This is a genomic window from Rhizobium leucaenae USDA 9039 (assembly GCF_000426285.1).
Classification (GTDB): Bacteria; Pseudomonadota; Alphaproteobacteria; order Rhizobiales; family Rhizobiaceae; genus Rhizobium; species Rhizobium leucaenae.
In genome coordinates, this window is record NZ_AUFB01000012.1 from 1 (window position 1) to 21,982 (window position 21,982).

The 21,982-nt window shown below is 59.4% G+C and carries 26 protein-coding genes and 1 pseudogene; 9 read left to right on the top strand and 18 right to left on the bottom strand.

The window, feature by feature from the left end:
* A partial coding sequence (locus tag K290_RS0118360; protein ID WP_028753295.1) for a transposase occupies positions 1-320 on the top strand: 320 nt, incomplete at its 5' end.
* A gap of 69 nt (positions 321-389) precedes the next feature.
* Here K290_RS0118360 and K290_RS0118365 read toward each other — a convergent pair.
* Positions 390-719 (bottom strand): hypothetical protein, encoded by a 330-nt coding sequence (locus tag K290_RS0118365; RefSeq protein ID WP_028753296.1) that lies wholly within the window; start codon positions 717-719, stop codon positions 390-392.
* A gap of 265 nt (positions 720-984) precedes the next feature.
* Positions 985-1,150, bottom strand: a pseudogene (locus tag K290_RS38390) (porin); the annotation flags it as partial.
* Positions 1,151-1,395: 245 nt separating this feature from the next.
* On the opposite strand from K290_RS38390, the gene K290_RS0118370 reads away from it, so the two are divergent.
* A complete protein-coding gene (locus K290_RS0118370; protein WP_028753297.1) occupies positions 1,396-1,677 on the top strand; it encodes a hypothetical protein in 282 nt (93 codons plus the stop codon).
* A gap of 42 nt (positions 1,678-1,719) precedes the next feature.
* Here the strand turns inward: K290_RS0118370 and K290_RS0118375 are convergent, their stop codons facing one another.
* From K290_RS0118375 to K290_RS0118400, 6 genes are all read right to left on the bottom strand, one after another.
* On the bottom strand, positions 1,720-2,259 hold the full coding sequence (locus tag K290_RS0118375; protein ID WP_037135720.1) for a MerR family transcriptional regulator: 540 nt from the start codon (positions 2,257-2,259) through the stop codon (positions 1,720-1,722).
* Between the two features lie 227 nt (positions 2,260-2,486).
* Positions 2,487-2,825, bottom strand: coding sequence for an integration host factor subunit alpha (locus tag K290_RS0118380; protein ID WP_028753299.1), 339 nt, complete (start codon positions 2,823-2,825; stop codon positions 2,487-2,489).
* Positions 2,826-2,932: 107 nt separating this feature from the next.
* Complete coding sequence (locus K290_RS0118385) at positions 2,933-3,904, bottom strand: beta-ketoacyl-ACP synthase III (protein WP_028753300.1); 972 nt, start codon at positions 3,902-3,904, stop codon at positions 2,933-2,935.
* Between the two features lie 19 nt (positions 3,905-3,923).
* A complete protein-coding gene (gene plsX, locus K290_RS0118390) occupies positions 3,924-4,970 on the bottom strand; it encodes a phosphate acyltransferase PlsX (protein ID WP_028753301.1) in 1,047 nt (348 codons plus the stop codon).
* A gap of 102 nt (positions 4,971-5,072) precedes the next feature.
* Complete coding sequence (locus K290_RS0118395; protein WP_028753302.1) at positions 5,073-5,630, bottom strand: YceD family protein; 558 nt, start codon at positions 5,628-5,630, stop codon at positions 5,073-5,075.
* A gap of 9 nt (positions 5,631-5,639) precedes the next feature.
* Entirely contained in the window at positions 5,640-6,260 is a 621-nt protein-coding gene (locus K290_RS0118400) for a ubiquinol-cytochrome C chaperone family protein (protein WP_172831041.1), read from the bottom strand.
* A gap of 224 nt (positions 6,261-6,484) precedes the next feature.
* On the opposite strand from K290_RS0118400, the gene K290_RS0118405 reads away from it, so the two are divergent.
* Complete coding sequence (locus tag K290_RS0118405; protein ID WP_028753304.1) at positions 6,485-6,994, top strand: outer membrane protein assembly factor BamE; 510 nt, start codon at positions 6,485-6,487, stop codon at positions 6,992-6,994.
* Positions 6,995-7,066: 72 nt separating this feature from the next.
* Here the strand turns inward: K290_RS0118405 and K290_RS0118410 are convergent, their stop codons facing one another.
* From K290_RS0118410 to K290_RS0118420, 3 genes are all read right to left on the bottom strand, one after another.
* Positions 7,067-9,205 carry a sodium-translocating pyrophosphatase gene (locus K290_RS0118410; protein WP_028753305.1) on the bottom strand — a complete coding sequence of 713 codons (2,139 nt, stop codon included), beginning with the start codon at positions 9,203-9,205 and terminating at the stop codon, positions 7,067-7,069.
* Between the two features lie 249 nt (positions 9,206-9,454).
* Entirely contained in the window at positions 9,455-9,937 is a 483-nt protein-coding gene (nusB, locus tag K290_RS0118415) for a transcription antitermination factor NusB (protein WP_028753306.1), read from the bottom strand.
* A 4-nt stretch (positions 9,938-9,941) separates the two neighbouring features.
* Positions 9,942-10,397 carry a 6,7-dimethyl-8-ribityllumazine synthase gene (locus K290_RS0118420; protein WP_028753307.1) on the bottom strand — a complete coding sequence of 152 codons (456 nt, stop codon included), beginning with the start codon at positions 10,395-10,397 and terminating at the stop codon, positions 9,942-9,944.
* A gap of 201 nt (positions 10,398-10,598) precedes the next feature.
* Between K290_RS0118420 and K290_RS0118425 the strand changes: the two genes are divergently transcribed.
* Complete coding sequence (locus K290_RS0118425) at positions 10,599-11,102, top strand: cupin domain-containing protein (RefSeq protein ID WP_028753308.1); 504 nt, start codon at positions 10,599-10,601, stop codon at positions 11,100-11,102.
* Between the two features lie 53 nt (positions 11,103-11,155).
* Positions 11,156-11,677: a GNAT family N-acetyltransferase gene (locus K290_RS0118430; protein WP_081670356.1), complete on the top strand. Its 522-nt coding sequence runs from the start codon at positions 11,156-11,158 to the stop codon at positions 11,675-11,677.
* 35 nt (positions 11,678-11,712) lie between these two features.
* Here K290_RS0118430 and K290_RS0118435 read toward each other — a convergent pair whose 3' ends face one another.
* The 7 genes from K290_RS0118435 to K290_RS0118465 all read right to left on the bottom strand — a co-directional run bounded on the left by K290_RS0118435 (position 11,713) and on the right by K290_RS0118465 (position 18,312).
* Positions 11,713-12,333, bottom strand: coding sequence for a riboflavin synthase (locus K290_RS0118435; RefSeq protein ID WP_028753310.1), 621 nt, complete (start codon positions 12,331-12,333; stop codon positions 11,713-11,715).
* Entirely contained in the window at positions 12,333-13,442 is a 1,110-nt protein-coding gene (ribD, locus tag K290_RS0118440) for a bifunctional diaminohydroxyphosphoribosylaminopyrimidine deaminase/5-amino-6-(5-phosphoribosylamino)uracil reductase RibD (protein WP_028753311.1), read from the bottom strand. The genes K290_RS0118435 and ribD overlap by 1 nt, the downstream gene beginning before the upstream one ends.
* A 2-nt stretch (positions 13,443-13,444) precedes the next feature.
* A complete protein-coding gene (gene nrdR, locus K290_RS0118445; RefSeq protein WP_028753312.1) occupies positions 13,445-13,921 on the bottom strand; it encodes a transcriptional regulator NrdR in 477 nt (158 codons plus the stop codon).
* Between the two features lie 9 nt (positions 13,922-13,930).
* Entirely contained in the window at positions 13,931-15,229 is a 1,299-nt protein-coding gene (gene glyA / locus K290_RS0118450; protein WP_028753313.1) for a serine hydroxymethyltransferase, read from the bottom strand.
* A 175-nt stretch (positions 15,230-15,404) separates the two neighbouring features.
* Positions 15,405-16,715 carry a L,D-transpeptidase family protein gene (locus tag K290_RS0118455; RefSeq protein WP_028753314.1) on the bottom strand — a complete coding sequence of 437 codons (1,311 nt, stop codon included), beginning with the start codon at positions 16,713-16,715 and terminating at the stop codon, positions 15,405-15,407.
* Positions 16,716-17,227: 512 nt separating this feature from the next.
* Complete coding sequence (ldtR, locus tag K290_RS0118460) at positions 17,228-17,743, bottom strand: transcriptional regulator LdtR (RefSeq protein ID WP_028753315.1); 516 nt, start codon at positions 17,741-17,743, stop codon at positions 17,228-17,230.
* Between the two features lie 131 nt (positions 17,744-17,874).
* Positions 17,875-18,312 carry a DUF6163 family protein gene (locus K290_RS0118465; RefSeq protein ID WP_028753316.1) on the bottom strand — a complete coding sequence of 146 codons (438 nt, stop codon included), beginning with the start codon at positions 18,310-18,312 and terminating at the stop codon, positions 17,875-17,877.
* Positions 18,313-18,456: 144 nt separating this feature from the next.
* On the opposite strand from K290_RS0118465, the gene hemB reads away from it, so the two are divergent.
* The 4 genes from hemB (at position 18,457) to K290_RS0118485 (ending at position 21,954) form a co-directional block, all read left to right on the top strand.
* Complete coding sequence (gene hemB, locus K290_RS0118470) at positions 18,457-19,470, top strand: porphobilinogen synthase (protein ID WP_028753317.1); 1,014 nt, start codon at positions 18,457-18,459, stop codon at positions 19,468-19,470.
* Between the two features lie 178 nt (positions 19,471-19,648).
* The gene (locus tag K290_RS0118475) at positions 19,649-20,107 is read left to right on the top strand and encodes an RDD family protein (protein WP_028753318.1); all 459 of its coding nucleotides are present in this window, start codon (positions 19,649-19,651) and stop codon (positions 20,105-20,107) included.
* Between the two features lie 188 nt (positions 20,108-20,295).
* Positions 20,296-21,072, top strand: a complete 777-nt coding sequence (locus K290_RS0118480) for an arginyltransferase (protein ID WP_028753319.1) — start codon at positions 20,296-20,298, stop codon at positions 21,070-21,072.
* Positions 21,073-21,954, top strand: a complete 882-nt coding sequence (locus K290_RS0118485) for a DMT family transporter (RefSeq protein ID WP_028753320.1) — start codon at positions 21,073-21,075, stop codon at positions 21,952-21,954.
* The last annotated feature ends 28 nt before the right edge of the window (positions 21,955-21,982 follow it).

Below are 21,982 nucleotides of genomic sequence, written 5' to 3' on the forward strand. Positions count from 1 at the left end.
CCTATGTCGAGCAACAACTCGTCCCGACGCTGCGACCAGGCGACATCGTCATCATGGACAATCTGGGTAGCCACAAATCCGCGCAGATACGCCAGTTGATCAAGGCCGCCGGTGCAAGGCTCTGGTTTCTGCCGCCTTATTCACCTGACCTCAATCCAATCGAGCAGGCCTTCGCCAAGATCAAGCATTGGATGCGAAAAGCGCAAAAGCGCACCGTCGACGACACCTGGCGATATCTCGGCTCACTCGTCCAGACAATCGATCCAGACGAGTGCACCAACTATCTTGTCAATGCCGGATACGCTTCAAACAAAACATGAAATGCTCTAAAAAACTCCGCCGGCGCAGCGCTGGCGGAGTTTTTCGTTTTCGGCGAAATGATTGCCGGCTTACCAGCAGCGATAGCAGCGGCGATAATAGGGACGGCCGTAATAGCCATGATGGTAATGATTGTCGCTGACCGCAGCGCCGACGAGGACGCCGCCGATGATGCCCGCGGCAATACCTGCGGCGGCCTGATTCTCGGCCTGCTGCGCCTGGGCGCGATTGGCCTGATAGGTGGTGCCGACGCAACGGCCGTAACGCTGCGTGCCCGGGCGCAGCCCCTGGGCCTGACAGGTCATTTCAGCACTGGTGGCGGATTGCTCCGGCGTCTGGCAGCTAGACAAAATGGTCGATATGGCGAAAAGACTGATCGCCATGGCAGCACGTATGCGCATATTCCTCTCCGGCAATTTCAAGTGTAGTCCCGACACAGCGCACTACAGCCAGAAGTAAGCGAACACAAGCCTTCTTATACTAACTGGTTAATCAGATAGTATTATCGGTTCGCGGAAGCGCGAAGGCTGATGAATTGGCCGACGCCCAAAAATAAAGGCTCCGGCTTGGAGGCCAAACCGGTCCCCATTCTCGGCGTTTACGGCTATGCCGGCTTACAGCGGCGGCCGTTTCCGAAGTCAGCTTTCCGTCGAAAATCGCTTCCGCTTAGAAGTTTCGCTCGAAACGGAGGATGGCGACGGTATCATCGTTGATGAAATCACAATGCATATAGGTCAATTCCGGCTCGATGAGCAGGTTCTTGACCGGGTTGAACTTTACGTTGGTCCGTGGCCTCGAAAATCTTCGAGAAGGTATAGGCGAGCTGCAGATTCAAATAAGCAAAGCAAACCAATCGGCGCATTATCTCGAACTTCATATGCGAAGAAATAACGCTTACATTTGCTCATATTCTTGGCAATTACTCGAAAATGGCACCTGAAAGCTGCTCCGCTTCTGAAGGGCGTATTTCAGCTATATTGAATGACGACAATAAATAAATACAATCCGCCGGTTGGATATTACCATATCTGCGGTAACCGCAATGGTAGCAGATGACTAGATCAGCGAGAAAAGCCAATGTTTTTCAAAGCGATAAGCATATTTCTTCTCACCGTCGGCATGACCACGGCGGCTATGGCGGCGTCTAACGATCACGGCAGTGATCGCGGCGGTTGGGGCGACAGTCCGGGCGCGGACGACCCTGGCAATTATCGCAACACCATTGTCGGTGATCGGGACGCGAGCGACGCAGAGGAAAAAGACCCGAACGCGTGCTGGACACTACCCCGCTCCGCCGATGGCAAATCGATCGTTGCGCCGAGTCAGGCGAACCCCATTGTTCCTCGCAGGTGCAATTGAGCCGGCGAGGCAGACTATCGGTTTTCTGAGGCGGCCCCTATCTTAACGCACCTGATCGAGCAGTCGCTTGCATTCCAGCAGGTCGTAAAGCGTTTCCTGCAGCAGCGCCCGATCTTCCTTGCCGACGCTCGATTTCCCGATGGAAACATCGGGAGCATCGTCTTCACCGCTGACAAAGTTGAAGAAGCGACGGCTGATCGGCGCCTTGGGACGGCCGACGATCTGGTCGTCGTCGGGAGAGCCGACGCGTGGCTCGGCCACGGGCGGCTCCTGTGCGGTGGCCAACGCCTCTACGCTCGCGAGATCGCCATGACCGACGGCGACGACGAATTTGTTGCCATTGGTTTTCAGAAGCTTCTGAACGCCCTTGATCGTATAGCCATGATCATAGAGCAGATGGCGGATACCGTTCAGCAGATCGACGTCTTCAGGGCGATAGTAGCGCCGCCCGCCGCCGCGCTTCATCGGCTTGATCTGCGGGAAACGGGTCTCCCAGAAACGCAGGACATGCTGCGGCAGATCAAGGTCTTCCGCGACTTCGCTGATCGTGCGAAATGCATCCGGGCTCTTGTCCATCGTCATACTCCCACAGCATGACTCCGGCGCTATCAGGCCAGATCATGCGAAACCGCATATCCGCACCGCAGCTCATCGCGGTACGACTCATCATATTTCAACGGTTTGCCGGGAGAAATTCAAGTCGCCTCTTCAGCTCTTTCACAAGCAAGCCGAAAAATAACCGCGAATGGCGTGGAAAACGGCGTGCCGGCGCACATACCGCCGGCGCCACCAATGTCTGTTTTAGTGGATCAGGAAACGGGATTTGCCGGCCGGGCCTTCGCCTTGCGGCTGGCATGGGCCTTCAGGATACGCGTCTTGAGAACGTTGGACGCCTTGAAAGTCATGACGCGGCGCGGAGAGATGGGCACTTCTTCGCCGGTCTTCGGATTTCGACCGATGCGCTCATTCTTGTCGCGCACCTGAAACGTCGCAAAGGAGGAGAGTTTTACAGTTTCGCCACGCACGATGGCGTTGCAAATTTCGTCGATCACCGTCTCAACCAGTTCCGCTGACTCAGTCCGGGAGAGGCCGACTTTCCGGAATACCGACTCCGCCAAGTCCGCGCGCGTCACTGTCTTGCCAGTCATAGTTCCCCGCCCATATTGCTACGTAATTTTATCTAAGCTGCAAGAGACTATTGCCCTTGCACCAAACGGTCAAGCTCTTGTTAGGAATCGGATTTTAGAGACGCGGCCTACCAGCGCAGCAGGACGGCGCCCCAGGTAAAACCGCCGCCCATGGCTTCCAACATCACAAGATCGCCCTTCTTGATCCGGCCGTCGCCTGCCGCTACGGCAAGCGCGAGCGGGATCGACGCCGCTGAAGTATTGCCATGGAGGTCCACGGTAACCACAACCTTCTCGGGAGCAATTCCGAGCTTTTTGGCCGAGCCGTCGATGATGCGGCGGTTCGCTTGATGCGGCACCAGCCAGTCGAGATCGTCCGCAGTCACGCGTGCTGCTTCGAAGGTCGCCTGGATGACGTCGGTGATCATACCGACGGCATGTTTGAACACTTCCCGGCCGGCCATGTGCAGCACGCCGACCGTTCCCGTCGAGGAAGGGCCGCCATCGACATAAAGTTTGTCCTTGTGTGCGCCGTCGGACCGCAGGCTCGCCGTCAGCACGCCGCGATCGGTGCTGGCGCCGGTCCCCTCGCCTGCTTCGAGGATGAGCGCACCGGCGCCATCGCCGAAGAGGACGCAGGTCGTGCGGTCCGTCCAATCGAGAATGCGCGAAAATGTTTCCGCGCCGATGACGAGCACGCGCTTGGCGATGCCGCCTCGAATGTAGGCGTCGGCGGTGGTCACCGCATAGACGAAGCCTGAACAGACAGCCTGGACATCGAAGGCGAAGCCATGATGCATGCCGAGACGGTTCTGGATGTTCACGGCGGTGGCGGGAAAGGTATTATCCGGCGTCGAGGTGGCGACGATGATCAGGTCGATATCGTCAGCCGTCAGACCGCCATTGGCAAGTGCTGCCCGCGCTGCCTGCTCGCCGAGCGAGGCGGTGGTTTCGCCTTCGCCGGCGATATAGCGCTGGCGGATGCCCGTGCGCTGGATAATCCAATCGTCGCTCGTGTCGACGACTTGCTCCATATCGCGATTGGTCATGACGCGCTTGGGGAGCGCCGATCCAAATCCGCGAACAATTGAACGGATCATTCTTGTTATACCCCGTCGCTCATGCCGCTTCCGGTCCGATCGGCGGCTGCCGTTTGGCATGATATTTTTTCAGATCGTTTTCGATTTTTTGGGTGAGGCCATTCTTGGCCATGTCATAGCCGACATCGATGGCGGCTGCGAAAGCCTCGACATTGGCGCCGCCATGGCTCTTGATGACGATGCCGTTGAGGCCGAGGAAGACGCCGCCATTGACCTTGCTCGGATCGAGCTTCTCGCGCAAAAGGTCGAAGGCGCCCTTGGCGAAGACATAGCCGATGCGGGCGAGCAGCGTGCGCGTCATGGCGGCGCGCAGATAAGCGCCTATCTGCTTTGCCGTACCCTCGGCCGCCTTCAATGCGATATTGCCGGAAAAGCCCTCCGTCACCACCACATCGACCGTGCCCTTGCCGATATCGTCGCCCTCGACGAAGCCGAAATATTCGAGCGATTCGAGATTGGCTTCGCGGATCAGGCGGCCGGCTTCCTTGACATCTTCCTGGCCCTTGATTTCTTCGACACCGACATTCAGGAGGCCAATAGTCGGTCGTTCGATCTCGAAGAGCGCGCGCGCCATGGCACCGCCCATCAAGGCGAAATCGAGCAATTGCTGCGAATCGGCGCCGATGGTCGCCCCCACATCGAGCACGATGCTTTCGCCGCGCAGCGTCGGCCAGATCGCGGCGATCGCCGGACGTTCGATGTTGGCCATGGTGCGCAGGCAGAATTTTGCCATGGCCATCAGCGCGCCGGTATTGCCGGCGGAAACGACGACATCGGCGTCACCAACCTTCACCGCCTCGATCGAGCGCCACATGCTGGATATATAGCGGCCGCGGCGCAGGGCCTGGCTCGGCTTTTCGTCCATGCTGATGGCGACATCGCATTCGTGAAAGACGGATTTTTCCCGAAGTTTCGGATATTTGCCGAGGATCGCTTCGCAACGATCCTTCATGCCGTACATAATGAACGTAATGTCAGGATGCCTATCCAGCGCCTTGGCCGCGCCAGGAATGACAACCTCAGGGCCGAAGTCGCCACCCATTAGGTCAAGAGAAATTCTGATCACGCGTCCCTAGTCCTTTTTGTCCGCCGAGCCCGGCGAATTTGGCGTCAAAATACCGGTTTCTCCCCGCGTTACAACTGAATTGTGTTCAATTGCCAGAGGGGTCTATTCCTTTTTCCAGTCTTTCAGGACAGCGAAAGGCGACGGTTTCTTGTCATCTTCGCCACTGTCCTCGATGTGGCCTTCGAACTCGATACCGGGCTTGCGCGGATAGGGATCGATGGCAAGGGCAGCAAATTCGGTGACGACGGCACCAGCGTCGATCGTATCGCCCGTGAAAGTTTCCGGAAGATCCGGACCGTCGGGGTCGAGCACCATTTCGCCGGCATCCATCGCCGGCGCCCGCGCCAGCTTCGAATCCTCCGGAATGAAGATATGTTCGAAGTCCTCGTCGATCTCCGATTCGACCGGCTCCAAGGTGACCACGCAAGCCTGAACGATCTTCGCGCGGACATTGCCCTTGATGCGGACGCCATCGCGCTTCCAACGGGAAATCTTCAGTTCCGCCGAGAGCTTCTCGACCGAAAGTACGTCCCAAAGCGCAGCTAGGCCGACGAGCTCCCTCTTATCGGCTTCGAGGTGCACATCCACCGGGTTGGCGGAGATATGACCGACCTTCACGAGATAGGAAAAGGGTGTTTCGTCGGAGTTGGGTCTTTTCATTTTTGTCTCCTAGGGTGCGTCTTCGCCGATGGCCTTGCGTGGCGGCTGCGGGAGGGTTGCGGAGCCGGTGGCGATCTCGGATTCGGCGACCCCTGACAGATGCGCCTCGGCCGTCATCATCCAATCCGCCAGGCCAATCATCGATGGGGCTTCCTCGCCTGCCTTGGGATAGATATTGCGCCTGAGGGCAGCGGCCAGTGCGCCGCGGTCGTTCCCATCCATCGCGGCGGCGTAGCTTTCTAGCCGCCCGTAAAACATGCCGGCCAGTTTCTTCATCCGCTTCGGTACGCTGTTGTCGCCGATTCCGAGTTCGCGGATGGAATAATCGATATCCTCGAAAAAGGCATCGACGATTTCCTGGGCAAGCTCCTGGCCGCTGGTTTCCGACGAACGCGTACGGCGGAAAAACAGGATCATCACCGCCGACAGCAGCTCGAAACGGCCCATAACCGTATCCGGCACCTCATAGTCCGTATAGAAAACCGGCTGGCGCGCCATCGCGGTCAGGATGGCATATTGCCTGACGACGATGATCTGGTTGTGATTTCTTTTGCGGAAGAGCCCAAAAATCATGAAAATTCCCGGAATTGGCTCATTCAGAGCGCCCCGTTGCGCTCGGCCTTGTTGCATCCACTTGAAAGCTGGTTTACCGAAGCAGGCGCGAATTGCAATGCCGTTTGTGCCCGCTTCAAAGGTCCCGCCCCAAGCCGTCGTCACTCCCGTGCATGATTGGTTATGAAGAGTGCCGAACAACATCGCTGTGTCTTCCGCAATCGCGGAATGGCCACAATGATGTGCACAGCAAGGTCACATCGGCCGTTGGGCCATCGGTTTGATTCATTAGGGGAGATGAGATGTCGTTGACGAGACGGTATTTCAAGTCTGACAGGACTTTCATCAGCAGTGCCGCTATCGCTCTGGTGATTGCCACCGCGGGGCTCGCGGGCTGCCAGACCAGCGAGGTCATGAACAACGGCTACATCTTCGACCAGCAATCGCTCAATCTCGTGCCTGTCGGCTCGAGCCGCGAGCAGGTGCTGCTTTCGCTCGGCACGCCGTCGACGACGGCGACCTTCGATGGCGAAGTCTTCTACTACATCTCCCAGAAGCGCACGCGCGCCGCGGCCTTCATGAAGCCGAAGCTGGTCGACCAGAATATCCTGGCGATCTATTTCGACAAGGACGGTGTGGTGAAGCAGGAAGCCAACTACACGCTGAAGGACGGCCGGGTCTTTGACATGATCAGCCGTACGACGCCGACCGGCGGCCGCGACATGACCTTCCTGCAACAGATCCTGCAGGGTGGCGGCAACGGCATCAACGGCGCGAAGAACTTCCTCAACAACCTCAACGCCGGCCAATAAGCTGGCGAGATCACATCAAAAAACCCGCGAAGCGCAGGCTTCGCGGGTTTTTCAGTGGTATGGCCCTCGCCCTTATCCGGCGAGAATGGCAAGCAGCAGCAGCGCGACGATATTGGTGATCTTGATCGCCGGATTGACGGCGGGACCCGCCGTGTCCTTGTAGGGATCGCCGACAGTATCGCCGGTGACGGAAGCTTTATGGGCCTCAGAGCCCTTCAGGTGACGCACGCCGTCCTTGTCGACAAAACCGTCTTCGAAGCTCTTCTTAGCATTGTCCCAGGCACCGCCACCCGACGTCATGGAAATGGCGACGAACAGGCCGTTGATGATGACGCCCAGCAGGGAGGCGCCGAGCGCTGCGAAGGCCGAAGCTTTCGAGCCCGAGATCAGCAGCACGCCGAAATAGACGACGATCGGCGCCAGCACCGGCAGCAGCGACGGAATGATCATCTCGCGAATGGCGGCCTTGGTCAGAAGGTCGACGGCCCGGCCGTAATCGGGACGCTCGGTGCCCTTCATGATACCCGGCTTTTCGCGGAACTGCTTGCGCACCTCTTCGACGATCGCGCCGGCTGCACGGCCGACGGCCGTCATGGCGATGCCGCCGAAAAGATAGGGAATCAGGCCGCCGAACAATAGGCCGGCGACGACATAGGGGTTGGAGAGGTCGAACGAAATCGCGCCCACATCTTTGAAATAAGGGAACAGATCGCCATGGGCTGCGAAATATTTCAGATCGTTCGAATAGGCGGCGAAGAGCACCAGTGCGCCGAGGCCGGCCGAGCCGATGGCATAGCCTTTCGTCACCGCCTTGGTGGTGTTGCCGACCGCATCCAGCGCGTCGGTCGATTTGCGTACTTCCGGCGGAAGATGCGACATTTCGGCGATGCCGCCAGCATTGTCGGTAACCGGACCGAAGGCGTCGAGGGCAACGATCATACCGGCGAGGCCGAGCATGGCGGTGACCGCAATTCCGATGCCGAACAGGCCACCGAGCTGATAGGTGGCAAGAATGCCGCCGACGATGACGATTGCCGGGAGCGCCGTCGATTCGAGTGAAACGGCCAAGCCCTGGATGACGTTGGTGCCATGGCCGGTGACCGAGGCCTGGGCGATGGAATTGACGGGGCGTTTGTTGGTGCCGGTATAATATTCAGTGATAACGACGATCAGCGCCGTGACGATCAGACCAACTATACCGCAGGTGAAAAGCCTCGTGCCGGTGACATCGTAGCCTGCCGTGGCGCCGATCGAACCCCAGCCGACGGTCAGCGATGTGGCGACCGCGAGACCGATGATCGACAGGATGCCCGTGGCAATCAAGCCTTTATAGAGTGCGCCCATGATCGAGCCGTTTGCGCCAAGCTTGACGAAGAAAGTGCCGATGATGGAGGTGATGATGCAGGTGCCGCAGACAGCCAGCGGATAGATCATGGCCGAGGCGAGGACCGGCGTGCCGGCGAAAAAGATCGCCGCAAGAACCATGGTCGCCACGACGGAGACCGCATAGGTTTCGAAGAGGTCGGCGGCCATGCCGGCGCAGTCGCCGACGTTGTCGCCGACGTTATCGGCGATGGTCGCGGGATTGCGCGGATCGTCTTCCGGAATGCCGGCTTCCACCTTGCCGACGAGATCGCCGCCGACATCAGCGCCCTTGGTGAAGATACCGCCGCCGAGACGGGCGAAGATCGAAATCAGCGAAGCGCCGAAACCGAGCGCCACCAGGGCATCGATCACGTCGCGCGAGCCCGGCTCATGGCCGAGGATACCGGTCAGCACGTAGAAATAGATGGAGACGCCGAGCAAAGCGAGACCGGCGACCAGCATGCCGGTGATGGCGCCCGACTTGAAAGCGATGTCGAGACCGGCCGACAGGCTATGCGAGGAGGCCTGTGCGGTGCGGACATTGGCACGCACGGAGACATGCATGCCGATGAAACCAGCGGAACCAGACAGAATGGCGCCGATCAGGAAACCGATGGCGGCTTCGCCCGACAGGAGCAGCCAGGCCAGGATGAAAACGATGATGCCGACAATGGCAATGGTTCTGTATTGACGCGCCAGATAGGCTTGCGCGCCTTCTCGGATATAGCCTGCGATTTCCTGCATGCGTGCGTTACCCTGGTCGGCTGATAGCACCGACCGGGTTGCCCAGACGGCGTAGATCACCGAGAGCAGTCCGCACGCGATAACTCCTAAAAGAATCGACATTTCGCTTTTTCCCTCCAAAAAAGCCGGCGGTTCACTCCCCCTCCGGCCGCCTGCGACAACGGCCAGCCCCCTCCTCCCAAGGGGGTCGGCAAATGTGCAAGGGGAGATTGCGTTTGCGAAAACGTCGCGTCAAGACCGCCCGCGGGTAAAACACCCGAAGGAGGTTCAAAAGAATGTCGCTGGCTGAAATGACGCGCGAGCGAAGGAAACGAAAGCGGCGGGAATAAGCACCGGCGCTGACATCGATCCTTATTTCTTGGCTTCGCCGCGAACCTGCTTGGCGATTCGATCGAGCACGGCGTTGACGAGCTTCGGCTCATCCTCTTCAAAGAAGGCGTGGGCAATCTCGACATATTCGGTGACGATGACCGGGACCGGCACGTCCTTTCGGTCGAGAAGCTCGAAGGTGCCTGCGCGCAGGATGGCGCGCACGGTGCTGTCCAGGCGTGACAGTGCCCAATCATCCTGCAGGGCGGAGCCTATCAGCGGATCGAGCCGGGTCTGCTCGCGCACCACGCCGGAGACGATGGAGCGGAACCAGGATGCGTCCGCCTTCAAATAGGTATCGCCGTCCAGCTCCTGCCCGAGACGGTGTGCCTCGTATTCGGCCACCACCTCCAGCACGCCGGTGCCGCCGATATCCATCTGATAGAGCGCCTGAACGGCGGCAAGGCGTGCTGCCCCCCGCTGGTTCGCGGTCTTTGCCGGTCGCTCGTTATCCTGATTGCCCATGAACTTATGCACCCAACTTTTGTTTCAGCGCGATCATCGTCAGCGCTGCGCGGGCGGCGAAACCGCCCTTGTCCTTGTCCGAGCGGCGCGCACGCACCCAGGCCTGATCGTCATTTTCGACCGTCAGGATTCCGTTGCCGATCGCCAGAGATTCGCTGACGGCCAGATCCATCAGCGCACGCGAAGATTCGTTGGAGACGATGTCGAAATGATAAGTCTCGCCACGAATGACCATGCCGAGGGCGACATAGCCGTCATATTCGGTGCCGCCATTGTCGGCGCCGTCGAGCGCCATTGCGATGGCGGCCGGAATCTCCAGGGCGCCGGGCACGGTGACGACGTCGTAGGTCGCGCCTGCTTCTTCGAGCGCAGTCTTGGCGCCGTCGAGAAGAGCGTCGGCCATGTCATCGTAGAAGCGGGCTTCGACGATGAGGATGTGGGCATTGGTAGAGCTGGACATACGTCACCTGCAAGTGAGAGGGCGGGCAGCACCTTGATTAAGGGCGGGTCAAACCACGGCGGGCCGCGCTTGGCAAGTGTTTTTCGGATGCCTGCGCCGATTCTAATCCCGATTAGAGGAACATTGATCTGTGCCAGAAATTGTATCTTCCGCCAGCTCACTCGCTTCGATAATAATTTCGTCCTGGCAGGGAGGAACCTGATGACGGAGAAAACCAGACACGCTGTCAACCTTGGTGAGCTACAGCTCGATCATTGGCAGCAGGGAGATTTTTTTGCGGGCAGCGACGTCTCCTTCGGCGCACTGCTCGGACTGAAGGATCTCGGCATCAGCTATAATGAAGTGCCGCCCGGCAAGTCCGGCTGTCCATTTCACAATCATCACGTCGAAGAAGAACTCTTCGTCATTCTTGAGGGCGAAGGCGAATATCGCTTGGGGAACGAGCGGATGTTGGTCGCGAAGGGCGATGTATTGGGAGCACCCGCCGGCGGCCATGAAACCGCTCATCAACTCGTCAATATCGGCCCGGGCGTGCTGATCTATCTCGTCATTTCGACCAAAGCCCAAACAGAGATCGTCGAATATCCGGGCTCCGGCAAGTTCATGGCGAAAACCAATCGCGCCGGCGAGGCGCCGCAGCACTTCAGATTCATCGGGCGCGAAGGCGGTGCGGTGGATTATTGGGACGGTGAACCGGGAGCATAAAACAGACGCGCATGAATGCAGAAATGGCAGACAAGAAGGAAGCCGCTCTCGCCATGACCATAATTCCGACATTGATGACCGAACGTCTCATTCTCCGCTCCCATCGGCTGGAGGATTTCGAAGAATATACGGCCTTCTGGTCGCAAGAGGACCTTGTCCGCTACATTGGCGGCGAGACGTCGACGCGCGAACAAGCCTGGATACGCCTGTTGCGCTATGCGGGCATGTGGCATCACCTAGGCTTCGGTTTCTTCGCCGTCGAAGAACGTCACAGTGGCCGCTTCATCGGCGAAGTCGGCTTTCTCGACCTGCATCGCGACATGAGCCCGATCACCACGGAAGGTACGTTGGAATCCGGTTGGGGGATCACGCCAGCGCTGCAGGGCAGAGGCTATGCGACGGAAGCCGTCAAGGCCGCAATCGCCTGGGCCGACGACACATTCCCGGGCCGGCGCATGACCTGCATCGTGGATCCGGAAAACAGGCCGTCGCTGCGCGTCGCCGAAAAGGTCGGCTTCCGGCGGATCGGTGAAGTGTTTTACAAGGATAAGCCCAACGTCATGTTCGAACGCTAACGGCGGAGCCGTCAGCGACTGCGAGATACTTTGAATCAGCTTTCGCGGGCCATCGGGAATTCCGCCAGTCGTGCCGCGTAGCGAGCCATGGTATCGACTTCGAAATTGACGAAGTCGCCGGCCTTGCGTTCGCCCCAGGTCGTGACTTCCAGCGTGTGGCGGATCAGGAGTACGTCGAAATCCGCGCCGTCGACGGCGTTGACCGTCAGCGACGTGCCGTCGAGGGCGATCGAGCCCTTGGGCGCGACGAATTTGGCAAGATGGGAAGGAGCACGCAGGCGAAAGCGGGTGGCATCGCCTTCCGTTGTCACAGACAGGATCTCCGCCTTGCCGTCGACATGACCGGAGACGATGTGGCCGCCGAGTTCATCGCCGATCTTCAGCGAGCGCTCGAGATTGATATTGCTGCCGGCCTCCCAGGTGCCGATGGTGGTGAGCCGCAGGGCTTCTTCCCAGGCCTCCACTTCGAACCAGCGGCCGTTGCTGCCGGCTTCAGGCAGGCCTGTCACTGTCAGGCAAATTCCGGAATGAGAGATCGAGGCGCCCATATCGATCGTTGCCGGATCGTAATTGGTGGCGACGCGCAGCTTGATGCCTTCCTTGAGGGGGAAAACGGATTCGACCTTGCCGATATCGGTGACAATTCCGGTAAACATCAAAAACCTCTTTCAAATTCGTCGCAGCGATCATCGCCAAACCGGCTCGCGCGGATATGTCTGAAACTGGGTGGGATATTGGTCTTCGTGATCGGCGATTCAATACCGCCCTCGCCAATGATAGCCGGCCCCTGAAACAGAAGGATGCGATCAACGAGATCGGCGGCGAGGAAACGCTGTGCCGTCCTTGCGCCGCCTTCGACCAGCAAAGTGGAGATGCCGCGCGTTCCCAGCGCTTCAAGCAGTTCCCGCGGTTCGCCGGAATTGGATTGCAGCACTTCGGCGCCGGCGGCATCCAGCGCGGCGCGGCGGCCTATGAAGGCCTTGTCGGTATTCTCATCAAAGGGCGGCGGATCGCCAGCAACGATCATGAGACCATACTGAGGCGCCGTCTTTACGAGCTTGCTGCCGAGCGGAAGCTGAAGCTGCTCGTCGATGACGATGCGCAGCGGCGTACGGCTTTCCAGCCCGGGGAGACGGCAGGTCAATTCCGGGTCGTCGGCCACCGCCGTGCCGATCCCGACGAGAATGGCATCGCTTTCGGCTCTGAGCACCTGCACCTGAGCGCGGGCGATATCACCGGTGATACGCACCTGCCCTGCGCCTGTCTTACCGATCATTCCGTCTGCCGAAACGGCAAGTTTGAGAGTCACATAGGGTCGGTTTTTTGTCTGACGCATGAGGTAGCCGGCCAGCGCGCGCCGGCCTTCCTCTTCGAGAATACCGGCGTCGACCTCGATCCCGGCTTCCCGCAGCAGCGCAATGCCGCGGCCGGAAACGCGTTGATCGGGATCGGTGACGCTGATGACGACACGGGCGACACCGTAGGCGATGAGCGCCTCGGCGCAGGGCGGCGTCTTGCCGTGGTGGGAACAGGGTTCAAGCGTGACGTAGGCCGTGGCTCCCCTCGCCGCTTCGCCGGCCTCGGCCAAAGCCTGCGGCTCGGCATGTGGCCTGCCGCCAAGCGCGGTCACGGCGCGGCCGATGACGGCACCATCTTTGACGATCAGGCATCCGACGGATGGGTTGGTGGATGTTAGCCCCAAATGCCTCCGCGACAGACGGATCGCCGCGGCCATGAAACGCTCGTCTTCAGGCCGCAGCGCCATGGTCAGGGGTCCAGCGGATCGCGGGCGATCTTGGCGTTGATCTCGGTGATCACCTGCTCGAAATCCTCCGCATGCGAGAAATCGCGATAGACGGAAGCATAGCGCACGAAGGCGACGTCATCGAGGCTCTTCAAAGCTTCGAGCACCTGAAGGCCGATTTGTTCCGAACTGATTTCCGTTTCGCCGGAGCTTTCCAGGCGGCGGACGATGCCGGAAACGGCACGTTCGATGCGATCACGGTCGACAGGACGTTTGCGCAGCGCGATCTCGAAGGAGCGCACCAACTTGTCTCGGTCGAAAGGCACTTTGCGGCCGGTCTTCTTGATGACCATCAGCTCGCGCAGTTGCACACGCTCGAAGGTCGTGAAGCGGCCGCCGCAATCCGGACAGATACGCCGCCGGCGGATGGACGTGTTGTCCTCCGCCGGTCGCGAATCCTTGACCTGGGTATCTTCCGAACCGCAATAAGGGCAGCGCATTCGCTCTCCTTAGCCCATGTAGCCGTACATGGGGAAGCGGCCGGTGAGGTTGACCACCTTTTCGCGCACTGCGGCCTCGACGGCGGCATTGCCTTCGTCGGAATTGGCGACCTTCAGACCATCAAGCACTTCGATGATGAGATTGCCGATCTCGCGGAATTCGGCTTCCTTGAAGCCGCGCGTCGTGCCGGCCGGCGTGCCGAGGCGGACGCCGGAGGTGACGAAAGGCTTTTCCGGATCGAAGGGGATGCCGTTCTTGTTGCAGGTGACATAGGCGCGGCCGAGAGCTGCCTCCGCGCGCTTGCCAGTAGCGTTCTTCTTGCGCAGGTCGACCAGCATCAGGTGGTTGTCGGTGCCGCCGGAGACGACGTCGACACCGCCGGAAATCAGCGTTTCGGCGAGCGCCTTGGCATTCTTGACGATCTGCGCCGTATAGTCCTTGAACTCCGGCTGCAGTGCTTCGCCGAGCGCCACGGCCTTCGCAGCGATGACGTGCATCAGCGGGCCGCCCTGGAGACCTGGGAAGACGGCCGAGTTGAACTTTTTCGCCAGATCCTCGTCATTGGTGAGGATCATGCCGCCGCGCGGGCCGCGCAGCGACTTGTGGGTCGTGGTCGTAGCAACATGGCAATGCGGGAACGGCGACGGATGCTGGCCTCCGGCAACGAGACCGGCAATATGGGCCATATCGACCATCAGGTAAGCGCCGACGCTGTCGGCGATCTCGCGGAAGCGCTTCCAATCCCAGATGCGGGAATAGGCGGTGCCGCCGGCGATGATCAGCTTCGGCTTGTGCTGCTCGGCCTTGCGCTGCACTTCATCCATGTCGAGCAGGTTATCACCTTCACGCACGCCGTAGGAAACGACGTTGAACCACTTGCCGGACATGTTGACCGGCGAACCATGCGTCAGGTGGCCACCCGAATTGAGGTCCAGGCCCATGAAGGTGTCGCCCGGTTGCAGCAGCGCCAGGAAGACGGCCTGGTTCATTTGCGAACCGGAGTTGGGCTGGACGTTGGCGAAGTTGGCGCCGAACAGCTTCTTGGCGCGCTCAATGGCGAGCTCTTCGGCGATATCAACGAACTGGCAGCCTCCATAATAGCGCTTGCCCGGATAGCCCTCGGCATATTTGTTCGTCATGATCGAACCCTGCGCTTCCAGTACGGCGCGGGAAACGATGTTTTCCGAGGCAATTAGTTCGATCTCATGCCGCTGACGACCTAATTCCTTGCCGATCGCACCAAAGATTTCCGCATCGGTATCTGCGAGCGAGCGATTGAAGAAGAGTTCGGTTGAAGCATTGGTCATCGTGGGAGCTCCTGAACGGGCCGGAACGGCAATGGAGACGGTATTAGCGTCAGGGTCGCCCGAGAGCAATACAATCAGCGACATTTGCTGGGCATTCTACGATGAGGTCCCCAGCAAAGGAAAAGCCGCATCCGAGGACGCGGCTTTCCGAGACTATCGCCGCTGTGGCGCCGGATTATTGAACCGGCTGCTCCATGCCCTGCGTCGTATCCAGCGCTAGCTGGGAATTGCCGTCGAGCTGATAAATATCGTCCCGGAACTGAACGATGCCGTTGCCCGCGCCCCATGCGGAGATGTAGACGAAATAGACCGGAACTTCCGTCGCCAGTGTGATCGGCGTGTTGACGCGGGTGGAAATCACCTGCTCGATGTGCTGGCGCGGCCAGCCCGGTGTTTCGGCAAGCAGCCAGGTCGTCAGGTCCCGCACGTTCTGCACGCGCACGCAGCCCGAGCTGTCGAAGCGCATCAGCTTGTTGAACAGGCCTTGTTCCGGCGTGTCGTGCATATATTCGTTGTTGGGGTTATGGAAGTTGATCTTCGTGGACGCCATGGCGTTGTTCTTGCCCGGGTCCTGGCGGAACATCAAATCCGGCGCCTTGTCCGAATTCCAGTCGATCGTCTCAGGCGCAACTTCCTGGCCCTTGCCGTCGAGAAGGCGGATGTTGTTCTTCGTCAGGTAGGTCGGATCCTTGCGCATCAGCGGCACGATGTCCTTGACGATGATGGAGCGCGGCGCGGTCCAATACGGATTGAGAATGACCTCGTAGATCTTCGAGTTGATAAGGTGCGTCGGGCGAGAGATGCGGCCGACGATCGCCTCATGACGCAGCGCCACCCGACCGTCCTCAACGGCTTCGATATAGGTCGCCGGAACATTGACCATGACGTGACGGCGGCCGAGATCGGCCGGGAATGTCTGCAGGCGAACGAGGTTGGTGTTCAATTGCTGCAGGCGCACCTCGGCGGGAATGTTCATCGCCTTCAGCGTGAACTCGCCGATAACGCCATCCGGCGGCAGGCCATGGCGGGCCTGGAAGCGCTTGACGGCGCCGTCGACGTAGGAATCGAACGCCGAGGACATGCCGGCTTCCTTCGGCAGGTCGCCGGTGACCATCAGGCGCTGGCGCAGAGCCTGCACGGAAGGATCGGTGACGCCAAGCTGGAGCTGCTGCTCACCCGGATTGATCTGCGGCCAGCCGCCACTCGCAGCGATGCTCTGATACTGGGCGATCGCCTGCTGGATGTTGGGTACGGAATCAGGCCCGAGGATCGGCGTGTTGGAAACAACCGCTGCGGCGGTGCGCGCGGCGGCCTTCGCATCGAACTGATCGTCCCAGTTGCCGCGAGCACGATTGTTGATCAGCGCATCGAGAGGCGTCTGGTCCTGTGCAAAAGCCGGGGCTGCCAAGGCGGCCACGCCAAAAGTTGCCGCAGACCGCAGGAAGGAGCGGCGCGAGAAGGGTTCAATTCCGGTTTTCTTCGACATATCCCACCGTTCGACGCTGCGACCAAATTCATCCGCAGCCAAGATAGAAAGCAGTAAATTACTGCAGCTCGCGCCAAGTAACGCAGGTCCTTATCAATCCGTTGCCTTAGAGCACCACTAAAACTTCGCTCCGGACCATCACAATATTGCGAGCCCAAAGCGCTAAGGCATGAAGATCAAGACTTGAAAAGCGCCGTTTGCCGTTCGTTTCCGCTGTCATAGCAATATGGCCAATTCGTGTCGCCCGGCATGAAACTTGCTTTGGCCTGCCGTAGCGGAGGAAACACCATTTTGCGTTGCTAAAATACCACTAAATGATTGTGGTTCATACCGTTTGCTCATCCGCCGTCAATGGCGCAGACGCAGCATACACGGTGTGCAACGCAACGTCGCAGCGGTGGCGTGGCAAAAAGCGCACAATTGTAAGCTGGCAAAAGATTCAAGCCAGACACGCAGGGAACGTGTCCGGCTTGCTTTGCTGGAGAGTCAAGCGGCAGCTCCGCCGCCGTGACTTACAGGCGATAGAGGATCTGATCGTTCCAGAAACGATCGAGGCGCTGCAGGAGCTTGTTCATCTGGGTGAACTCGTCGGTGCCGATGCCGCCGACCTTGTCGATGGAGGCGATGTGGCGCTCGTAGAGTTTGGCGACGGTTTCGGCGATGTCCTGGCCGGTTTCCGTCAGGCTGATGCGGACCGAGCGGCGGTCAATGCGCGAGCGCTGGTGGTTGATGAAGCCGAGGTCGACCAGCTTCTTGACGTTGTAGGATACGTTGGAACCGAGGTAGAAACCGCGGGAGCGCAGTTCGCCGGCCGTCAGTTCGGAATTGCCGATGTTGAAGAGGAGCAGCGCCTGGACGGCGTTGACGTCGTCGCGGCCTTGGCGGTCGAACTCGTCCTTGATAACATCGAGGAGACGGCGGTGGAGGCGCTCCACCAGGTGGAGCGATTCCATATACAGACCGCGGATATCTTCGATCTGCTGGTCCCGAGCATTCGCAACTGCCTGCGGCTTGATTTTCGTGTTCATCATGACTTGGCCTCACTGTTTTGTTTGGCGGTGTCGTTTTCTTCCCGCCTTGAGTGAGACCCTATCGAATACACATAAAATTCTACTTAAACTGCAGGCTTAACAGCACCTTACCAGGAAGTCTTGGTGTCTCAGGGTAAATCAACCATTACCTGCTGCTCGCGCCGGCGCTTTTCCAGCCAGAGCAAAATACGGAAAATACAGTAGAGCACGGCGACGCCTGCATGCAGGATTACGATCAATGGATTCGACCCGAAAATCTGCGGCCAGAGGCCATACATCAGCGCCTGACTGCCGGCCGCCAGCACCCAGATAACCGGGCCCCAGGAGACCGTCAGCCACAGGCCGAGGGCTGCGACGGGGAAGACGACGGCGAGGCCTGCACCCGCCACCTTCCAGGGCAGATTGAGAAGATCGAAACGCGCCTGGCCGTCCAGCGAATAGCCGACCAGCATCGACCAATATTGCAGGCCAAGCCAGAGACAGGCGATGGCAATCAGCCGCAGGAACAGCACGAACAGAATGTCCGTCAACGTGTTCTTGGGTATGGTCGGAGAATCGGGTTCCATGCGCGAACAATAAGTAGAAGGCCAAAGGCCCGCCAGCGCTATAATGGCTGCGGCCTTTCGCCGGGTTTTGAATCCTGGGGACAGCGTGATAGGTACGCTGCCGACAACTGAGGCCATAGATAGACTAAAAAGGATGGCGGCACCATGCAGGACAAGACGCATCTTGTTGACGAGATCACCGGACATCGGCGCATGCGGCGCAACCGCAAGGCCGACTGGACGCGCCGCCTGGTGCAGGAAAATCGCCTGACCGTCGACGACCTGATCTGGCCGATCTTCCTCATCCCCGGCAGCGGTATTGCCGAGCCGATCCCGGCCATGCCCGGCGTCTTCAGATTGACCGTGGACAAAGCCGTAGAAGCCGCAAAAGAGGCGGCTGACCTCGGCATTCCCGCGCTCGCCACCTTCCCGAATATCGAAATGGAGCTGCGCGACGAGACCGGCTCAAACAGCCTGGAAAAGAACAACCTCATCAATCTCGCCACCGCCGCCATCAAGAAAGCCGTGCCGAACATCGGGGTCATCACCGACGTTGCCCTCGACCCATTCACCAGCCATGGCCATGACGGCATTTTGCGAGGCGACGAAATCGTGAATGACGAGACCGTCGAACAGGTGGCGCGCGCCGCCGTCTACCAGGCCGATGCCGGTGCCGATATCATCGCGCCTTCGGAAATGATGGATGGGCGCATCGGCGTGATCCGGCATGCGCTCGACGCCGCTGGTCACCAGAGCGTCGGTATCATGAGCTACGCCACCAAGTTCAGCTCCGCCTTCTACGGTCCCTATCGCGAGGCGATTTCGACCGGCGGCCTGCTGAAGGGCGACAAGAAAACCTATTATATCGATCCGGCCAACGGCACCGAGGCGGTGCGCGACGCCGCGCTCGACGTCGAAGAAGGCGCCGACATGCTGATGGTCAAGCCGGGCCTGCCCTATCTCGACATTTGTTGGCGGCTGAAGGAGGCATTCGGCCTGCCAACCTTCGCCTACCAGGTTTCCGGCGAATATTCGATGATCAAGGCCGCCGCTGCCAACGGCTGGATCGACGGCGAACGGGTGATGCTGGAAACGCTGCTCGCCTTCAAGCGCGCCGGCTGCGACGGCATTCTCACCTATTTCGCACCGGAAGTGGCGAGACTGCTGGCAAAGAGGTAATTGCCGGCCACAAAGCTTATTGCATTTGCCGGACCCCACACCATATGTTCGGCAAATGTTTCCTAATGCGCCGCGCGTCCCGCTGGATGCGCAAAGGTTGCACCAGGAATCGTTAACTGCGCATAGGCCTTTCCTTAAATCGGAACGATTGAAGGGATTATGCGCGAAGGAGAAAGACATGAGCCTGAACCCAACCCCGCTTTATGCAGCACCGGACGACTGGCGCGCCTATAGTGGTGTGCTGAGCCGGCGCATCTTCGCTTTCATCCTCGACTATGTCATCGTCGGCCTGCTCTGCATTCCGGCAGCAATCGTGCTGTTCTTCGTCTCGATCCTGACGCTTGGGCTCGGCTTTCTGCTCTACCCTGCCCTCTTCATCATCGTCGCGGGCCTCTATTTCGGCTGGACGCTCGGCGGACCGCATCAGGCCTCGCTCGGTATGCGCGCCATGGGCATCGCCATGGTGCGGATCGATGGCCGGCGGATGGATTTTCTCACCGCGATCGTGCATCTCGCGCTGTTCTGGATCCTGAACTCCGTCCTCACACCGCTCATCCTGCTTGCAGGCCTGTTCATCGAACGCAGCCGGCTGGTGCATGACCTGCTCCTCGGCACGGTCATCGTCCGAACGGCGTAAACCTTGGCTATTCCGCTCAACGTCGTACCAACGATTTGGTCGTCCACCCTATCACCCTAACGAAGCCCGCTTGCTTCTGAAGAAGCTGGGAAACTATGACCTTGGACGAAGGACATAGTTGACGTTTTCTAAACTTGGGCCATGCTTGTGAGAAGTCGAATGCCGAATGGAAGGTTGATCAACGGCAGATGAACACGCAGTCGACGCCATCCCCGCAGTTTTATCTGACGGCACCGGCCGCCTGCCCGTACCTGCCGCGTGAGATGGAGCGTAAAGTCTTCACCCATCTCGTCGGGCCGCGCGCGGCGGAAATGAACGATATATTGACCCAGGGCGGCTTTCGCCGCTCGCAGAATATCGCTTACCGCCCCGCTTGCGAATCCTGCCGCGCCTGTATTTCCGTTCGCATTCTGGCTCAGGAATTTGAGCCGAGCCGGTCGATGAAACGCGTGCTGTCGTCCAATAGCGATATCATCGCCACCGAATTTCCGGCGCAGCCGTCCAGCGAGCAATATTCGCTCTTCCGGCGGTATCTCGACTATCGTCATCAGCAGGGCGGCATGTCCGACATGACCGTGCTCGACTACGCGATCATGGTCGAGGATACCCACGTCAACACCCGCATCATCGAATATCGCCGGCGCGAAGAAGGTTCCGGGCTGGAGCAGCGGCCGAAAGGTGAACTGCTGGCGGCCGCATTGACCGACGTGATGAGCGATGGGTTGTCCATGGTCTATTCCTATTTCAATCCCGATCTCGATCAACGTTCGCTCGGCACCTTCATGATTCTCGATCATATCAAGCGGACCAAGGCGCTGGGACTGCCGCACGTCTATCTCGGCTATTGGGTCAAGGGCTCGCGAAAGATGGACTACAAGACGCGGTTTCAGCCGCAGGAGCACCTGACGCCGCGCGGCTGGGAACGCTTCAATCCCGCCGATGTCAGCGAAGCTCCTTCTCGCTAAATGGTCTCCCATCTCTCGGATCATAAAAAAGGCTTGCTGCTGACCACCATCGGCGGTCTTACGCTGTCAATGGATATTCCGCTGATCCGGCTTTCCAGCGGCGACGTCTGGTCCGTGCTGTCGGCGCGCAGCCTTGCGACGATCGTGGTGGCGCTTGCCGCCTTGGTCGTCATCCGCCGCGTTACGGGATCGTTGCGCAACACGCTGCCGGGCTGGATCGGGCTTCCCGTCGGCCTCTTCTACGGCCTGACGACCATCACCTTTCTTCTCGCCATCTATTATACGACGGCGGCGAATGTGGTGTTCATCATCGCTCTCAATCCGATGTTCGCAGCACTGCTCTCCTGGATTTTCCTGAAGGAGCGCCCGGCCCTTTCCACCATCGTCACCATGATCGCGATGATCTTCGGCGTCGGCCTGATCGTTCGGGACGGCATGGAAGGCGGTCATCTCCTCGGCGACGCGCTGTCGGTTCTTGCTTCTTTTTCGATCGCCTGTGCGATTACAATAGGCCGGGCATCACGCAGGGACATGGGCTTCGCGTCTCTGTTGTCCGCCATTATCCCTGCCGCAGTCGGGCTCTACCATGTCATGCCCTCGGCCATCGTAATCGACCATCCCGGCTGGATCCTACTGGACGGCGCGATCCTGATGCCCCTCTCCTTCTGGTGCCTTGCGACTGGCACACGCTTTCTCTCGGCCCCGGAAGTGGCGATGTTCTATCTACTGGAAACGGTCCTGGCGCCGATCTGGGTCTGGCTGATCTTCGCCGAAGCGCCAAGCAACATGACGCTCGCCGGCGGACTCGTGCTCATTGTGGCGCTGGCGGCGCACTCGCTATGGCAGGTGCGAGTCAGGGCGAGGCTGGCGGCTGCGGGCTAACGAACTCCATATTGCGGCAGTCAATTTG